Raw genomic sequence first — 6,000 nt, 5'->3', positions numbered from 1 at the left:
ATCTTCCTGCTGGCCCTGGCGATCATCGACGACCTCGGCGCCATCGTGATCATCGCGCTGTTCTACACCTCGGATCTCTCGGTCATCTCGCTGGCCCTGGCCGGGCTCGGCATCGGCGGCCTGATGCTGCTCAACCTGCGCGGCGTCTCGCGCCTGGCGCCCTACATCCTGATCGGCGTCGTGATCTGGGTCTGCGTGCTGAAGTCCGGCGTCCACGCGACCCTGGCCGGCGTCGCGGTCGCGCTCTGCATCCCGATCCGGGCGCGCGACGGCGACGGCGAGCAGCGCGAGCCGCTCGGCCACCTGGAGCACGCCCTGCACCCCTGGGTCGCCTTCGGCATCATGCCGCTCTTCGCCTTCGCCAACGCCGGCGTCTCCTTCGCCGGCATGTCGCTGGCGAGCTTCCTGGAGCCGCTGCCGCTGGGCATCGCGCTCGGCCTGTTCCTGGGCAAGCAGGTCGGCGTCTTCGGCTTCTCCTGGATCGCCGTGAAGGCCGGCCTCTGCCGCCTGCCCAAGGGCGTCACCTGGGCGCAGTTCTACGGCGTCGCGCTGCTGACCGGCATCGGCTTCACCATGAGCCTGTTCATCGGCACCCTGGCCTTCGACGACCCGCAGTACGGCGTCGGCGTGCGGCTCGGCGTGCTGTCCGGCTCCCTGGTCTCGGCCGTGCTCGGCTACCTGCTGGTCAAGGCCGCCTCGGCGGGCCGGACGGCCGAGGCGAGCTAGAGACCGACGCTGCGCGCCGCTTCCTCGATCTGCCGCCAGGTCTCGCGGTCGATCGGGATGCCCTCGGCGAGGCGCCGGCGGCGCGTCAGGCGCTCGGGCTCGCCGGGCAGCAGCACCGGCCGCTCGGGGTCGCGCGGCGGCGAGGCGGCGAACCAGGCGATGCCGTCGAGCAGGTCGCGCTGCCAGCTGGCTTGGCCGCCGAGCCGCTGCGGGTCGAGCACGATCGACAGCATGTTGTTGAGGTAGACGCCCTCCTCCAGGGTCCCGGCATGGGCCGTGCCGCCGCCGGTCAGGGCACCGGCCAGCAGGTCGCAGAACAGCCCGAGGCCGCTGCCCTTGTGCTCACCGAAGGGCAGCAGGGCGCCGAACGGCGGCTCGTAGGTCACGCGCGGCTCGGTGCTCGGCCGGCCCTCGGCGTCGATCAGATGGCCCTCCGGCACCTGCAGCCCCCGGTTCATCGCGACGCGCAGCTTGCCTTGGGCGACCCGGCTGGTCGCGAAGTCGAGGATCAGCGGCTCGTCGCCCGGCCGCGGCATGCCGATCGCCACCGGGTTGGTGTGGATGCGCGCGTCGGCGCCGGCGAAGGGCGCCACCACCGCCGCCGAGCCGACGACGTTGACGAAGTGCAGCGACACCAGCCCGGCCGCCGCGCAGCGCTCGGCCCAGTGGCCGACCCGGCCGACGTGGTGCGAATTGCGCAGCCCGACGACCGCGGCGCCGTCGCGCCGCGCCCGCGCGACCGCCAGCTCCATCGCCTCCAGGGCGGTCGCCTGGCCGAAGCCGCGATGCGCCTCGAGCGTGACCAGCGGCCCTGCGTCGAGCACCGTCGAGACCCGCCGGTTCGGCGCCACCCTGCCCTCGCGCACCATGCGGACGTAGAGCGGGATCAGGCTGACGCCGTGCGAGTCGTGGCCCATCAGGTTGGCCAGCACCAGATGCTCGGCGATCGCCGTCGCCTCGCGCGGCGCGCAGCCGAGCGCGGCGAAGATCGCCTCGACCCGCACCTGCAGCGCCGGCGCCGCGAGCAGGACGTCGTCGGGCGCCGTCGCCTCGAAGCTCACGACGGCCTCGCCAGCAGCACGCCCGGGTTGAGCCGGTCGTCGGGATCGAGCAGGCGCTTGAGTCCGGCCATCAGCTCATAGCGCAGGGGATCGCCGAGCCGCGCCAGCTCGCCGGTCAGCTTGCGGCCGATGCCGTGCTCGGCGCTGATGCTGCCGCCGAAGCCGGCGGCGAGGTCGTGCAGGCGCGTCTGCACCTCCGCCACCGTCGCCTTGGGGTCGTTCAGGCCGCGCCAGTAGGCGTGCTGGAACATCGCGATGTAGTGGACGTTGCCGTCGCCGAGGTGGGCGACGACGACCGGGACCGCATCCGGGAAGCGCTCGGCGAGCAGCCGGTCCGCCGCCGCGATGAAGGCCGGCACCTTGGAGACCCGCACCGCGACGTCGTGGGTCAGGCCGAAGCCGGCACGGTTGGCCTCGGAGACCGAGTGGCGGACCCGCCAGATGTCCTCGGCCTGGCTGCGGCTCGCCGCGACCATCGCGTCGAGCGCGAGACCGTCCTCCAGGGCGGTCGCCAGCAGGTCCTGCAGGCGCTCGCCCAGCGGCGCCTCGGGATCGGCGCTGCCCAGCTCGATCATCAGGGTCCAGGGCGGCGTCTCGGCGAAGGGGCAGCGCGTCCGCTCGACCTCCGCCAGCACCAGGTCGACCTCGGAGCGCGACAGCAGCTCGCAGGCGAGGATCGCGGTGTCGAAGCGGTCCTGCAGGCGGGACAGCAGGGACAGGGCGTCGGCCGGCGTCGCCAGCGCGACCCAGGCGTGGGCGTCGGCCGCCATCGCCGGATGGAGCCGCAAGGCGGCGCCGGTGACGATGCCGAGCGTGCCCTCGGCGCCGATGAACAGCTGCTTCAGGTCGTAGCCGGTGTTGTTCTTCTTCAGCGCCTCCAGGTCGCAGAGGACCCGGCCGTCGGCGAGCACGACCTCGAGGCCGCAGACCAGCTCGCGCATCGGGCCGTAGCGGATCACGCCGGTGCCGCCGGCATTGGTCGAGATCAGGCCGCCGATCTGGGCCGAGCCCTGGCTGCCGAGGTAGAGCGGGACCTGCCGGCCGACCTCGGCCGCCGCCGCGTGGGCCGCGTCGAGGACGACGCCGGCATCGACCGTCATGACGTTGGCGGCGCGGTCGATCTCGCGGATCCGGTTCATGCGCTGCAGCGCGACGACGATGCCGGGCCCGGCCCCGCCGCGCGGCACGGCGCCGTAGCAGAGCCCGGTGTTGCCGCCCTGGGGGAAGAGCGGCAGGCCGGCCGCCGCGGCGATCGCGACGACCGCCGCGACCTCCTCGGTCGAGGCCGGCAGCGCGACGCAGAGCGCCCGCCCCTCCTCGCGGCCGCGCCAGTCGGTCAGGAAGGGCGCCATCGCGGCCGGCTCGGTCAGCAGGCCCCGGTCTCCGAGCCGCCCGCGCAGGCGCTCGATCGTCTGGTCGGACATCGGCGCCCTCAGCGCCGCGCGCCGGCGCTCATCGCCGCGAGGGCCGCCGACAGGCCGGCGACCGTCGCCTCGGACGGCTCGACCAGCGGCAGGCGCACGCCGCCGACCGGCATCCCGGCCATCGCCATGTAGCGCTTGAGCGGCCCGGGATTGACCTCGGCGAAGACCGCCGTCGCCAGCTCGTCGAGATCGGCCTGGCGGGCCAGGGCGTCGCGCAGCCCGCCCTTGCCGGCCAGCTCCAGGACCTCGATCCAGCGCTCCGGATAGACGTTGGCCGTGGCCAGCACGCCGCCGCGCGCGCCGAGCGCCATGTGGGTCGCGAACAGCGGCTCCTCGCCGCTCAGCACCGCCATCTTCGAGCCGGCCAGGCGGATCACCCTGATGAACTCCGGCAGGTCGTAGCTGGAGTACTTCATGCCGATGATCGAGCCGTCCTCGGCCATCGCCTGGATCGTCTCGGCCTTCATGGCCACGGTCGTGCGGCGCGGGATCTCGTAGAGCAGCACCGGCAGCCCGACGGCGTCGCGGTACTCCTTGAAGTAGCGGCGCATGCCCTCCTGCGGGCCGGCGGCGTAGTAGGGCGTCACGGTCATGACCGCGGCGGCGCCGGCCGCGGCGAAGTCGCGGCCCGCCTCGACCGCGTCGGCGAAGCCGGTCGACAGCACGCCCGGGATGACCGGCCGGCCGCCGGCCGCCTCGACGCAGAGGCGCACGACCTCGGCCCGCTCGGCGCGCGACAGCGCCGGATATTCCCCGGTGCCGCCGATCGGCACGACGCCGGCCGCGCCGGCCGCGATCTGCCGCTCGACCAGCGCGGTGAGCGCGGCGCGGTCGAGGCTGCCGTCGGCCTGGAACGGCGTCACCAGGGCGGTGAAGAGGCCGGAGAGGTCCTGCATCGTAAGCGGCATGGAAGGGTCCCGTTCGGTTGCTTGGGTCAGAGGAAGCCGAAGAGCCTCGGCAGCGTGAGGGAGATCGCCGGCACGTAGGTGGTCAGCAGCAGCACGACGATGCTGGTCAGCAGGAAGGGCAGGCTCTGGCGCACGATCGCGCCCAGCGGCACGCCGCTGATCGCCGAGCCGAGGTAGAGCCCCAGGCCGTAGGGCGGCGTCAGCAGGCCGATCATCACGTTCACGACCATGATGACGCCGAACTGGATCGGGCTGACCCCGGCGGCCACGACGATCGGCGTGAACAGCGGCGCGAACAGCAGCAGCTGCACGGAATCGCTGATCCAGAGGCCGTTCAGCAGGAAGAAGACGTTGAGCGCCAGCAGCAGCATCCAGGGCTGCAGGTCGAGCTGGTGGACCAGCATCGACAGCTCCGAGGGCACCCGCTCGCTGGCCAGCACCCAGCTGATCACCGTGGCGAAGCCGACGATCAGGTAGACCGAGGCGGTGGTGCGCGCCGAGCGGTCGAGGATCGCCCAGAAGTCCTTGAGCGTCAGGTTGCGGTAGGCGAGCGTGCCGACCAGCAGGGCGTAGGCGACGGCGACCGCCGCGGCCTCGGTCGCGGTGAAGACGCCCGAGATGATCCCGCCGATGATGATGACCGGCATCAGCAGCGCCCAGGAGGTGCCGAGCACGATCTGGACCGCGCGCATCAGGGTCAGGTCGGCGATCGGGTTCCTCGGGAAGCCGCGGCGGCGCGCCATGAAGAAGATCAGCGCCATCTGGGCGAGGCCGATCATCACGCCCGGCACCGCGCCGGCCAGGAACAGGGCGGCGACCGAGGTGTTGGTCAGGCTGGAGAAGATGATCAGCGGGATCGAGGGCGGCACGATCGGGCCCTGGATCGCCGAGCTGACGGTCAGGCCGGCCGCGAAGTCCCGGCGGTAGCCGTCGCGCTTCATCATCTCGATCTCGACCGGGCCCAGCGCCGAGATGTCGGCCAGGGCCGAGCCGGAGACGCCGCTGAACAGCATCGAGGCGACGACGTTGACGTAGGCGAGGCCGCCGCGCATGCGGCCGACCAGCAGCCGCGAGAAGGAGACCAGCCGGTCGGTCATGCCGATCGCGGTCATGATCTCGCCGGCGATGATGAACAGCGGGATCGACAGCCAGATGAAGGCGTCCATGCCGGTGAAGAACTTGTGGGCGAAGACCGGCAGCATGGAGCTCATGCCGGGCGCCACGAAGAAGTAGGAGAGGCCGGCGAAGCCGACGGCGAAGATCACCGGGCTGCCGAACAGCAGCAGCACCAGCAGCAGGCCGATGACGACGAGGAGCGGTGACATGGCCTCAGATCTCGGCGCGCAGCAGCGAGGGGTCGCGGTCGGGGTCGACGCCCCGCACCAGGTCGCGCAGCGCGAGCACCAGCATGTGGAAGAGCATCAGGCCCGAGCCGACGGGGATCGAGAGGTAGACCCAGAACCAGGAGATCTGCAGCGCGGTCGTGGTCCGGCGCATGTCGAAGAGCGCCTCGCCCAGGCCCTCCCAGAACAGCACCGCCAGCAGGCCGGCGAGCATCAGGCGGAAGAAGGCGTTGCGGTAGGCCAGCAGCCGCGGCGGCCAGAGCCGGTCGAAGAAGTCGACGCTGACCAGCTGCTCGTCCTTGACCAGCAGGCTGCCCGCCAGCATGACGACCCAGATCATCAGGTAGCGCGAGGCCTCCTCGGGCCAGGGCAGCGAGTAGCGGAAGCCGAAGCGCAGCACGACCTGCACGAACAGCATCGCCACCACGGCGAGGATCATCAGGCGGGCGGCGACGCCGGTGACCAGGCCGATCACCTCGGCCACCCGTTCCAGGGTTCGAAGCATCGCGGAGGACCCTCCAGGAGGGAGCCGCGGCCG

The 6,000-nt window shown here is 72.3% G+C and carries 6 protein-coding genes; 1 reads left to right on the top strand and 5 read right to left on the bottom strand.

Going from position 1 to position 6,000, the window contains the following annotated elements; all coding sequences use genetic code 11:
- The coding region (gene nhaA, locus B9O00_RS04020; protein WP_085121161.1) for a Na+/H+ antiporter NhaA at positions 1 to 726 on the top strand (726 nt) is incomplete at its 5' end.
- Here the strand turns inward: nhaA and B9O00_RS04015 are convergent.
- The 5 genes from B9O00_RS04015 to B9O00_RS03995 are packed head-to-tail and all read right to left on the bottom strand — an operon-like array spanning position 723 to position 5,967.
- Positions 723 to 1,787: a malate/lactate/ureidoglycolate dehydrogenase gene (locus tag B9O00_RS04015; protein ID WP_200808394.1), complete on the bottom strand. Its 1,065-nt coding sequence runs from the start codon at positions 1,785 to 1,787 to the stop codon at positions 723 to 725. The two genes, nhaA and B9O00_RS04015, sit on opposite strands and share 4 nt — an antisense overlap.
- Positions 1,784 to 3,211 carry an FAD-binding oxidoreductase gene (locus B9O00_RS04010; protein WP_085121160.1) on the bottom strand — a complete coding sequence of 476 codons (1,428 nt, stop codon included), beginning with the start codon at positions 3,209 to 3,211 and terminating at the stop codon, positions 1,784 to 1,786. The genes B9O00_RS04015 and B9O00_RS04010 overlap by 4 nt, the downstream gene beginning before the upstream one ends.
- 8 nt (positions 3,212 to 3,219) lie before the next feature.
- The gene (dapA, locus tag B9O00_RS04005; RefSeq protein ID WP_085121159.1) at positions 3,220 to 4,119 is read right to left on the bottom strand and encodes a 4-hydroxy-tetrahydrodipicolinate synthase; all 900 of its coding nucleotides are present in this window, start codon (positions 4,117 to 4,119) and stop codon (positions 3,220 to 3,222) included.
- A gap of 26 nt (positions 4,120 to 4,145) precedes the next feature.
- Positions 4,146 to 5,444 (bottom strand): TRAP transporter large permease, encoded by a 1,299-nt coding sequence (locus B9O00_RS04000; protein ID WP_085121158.1) that lies wholly within the window; start codon positions 5,442 to 5,444, stop codon positions 4,146 to 4,148.
- Between the two features lie 4 nt (positions 5,445 to 5,448).
- Positions 5,449 to 5,967 carry a TRAP transporter small permease gene (locus B9O00_RS03995; protein ID WP_085121157.1) on the bottom strand — a complete coding sequence of 173 codons (519 nt, stop codon included), beginning with the start codon at positions 5,965 to 5,967 and terminating at the stop codon, positions 5,449 to 5,451.
- Positions 5,968 to 6,000: the final 33 nt, after the last annotated feature.

It is taken from the genome of Tistlia consotensis USBA 355, assembly GCF_900177295.1.
GTDB lineage: Bacteria > Pseudomonadota > Alphaproteobacteria > Kiloniellales > DSM-21159 > Tistlia > Tistlia consotensis.
Note: the sequence above shows the minus strand (reverse complement) of the source record. Positions and strands in the feature narration are given on the sequence as shown.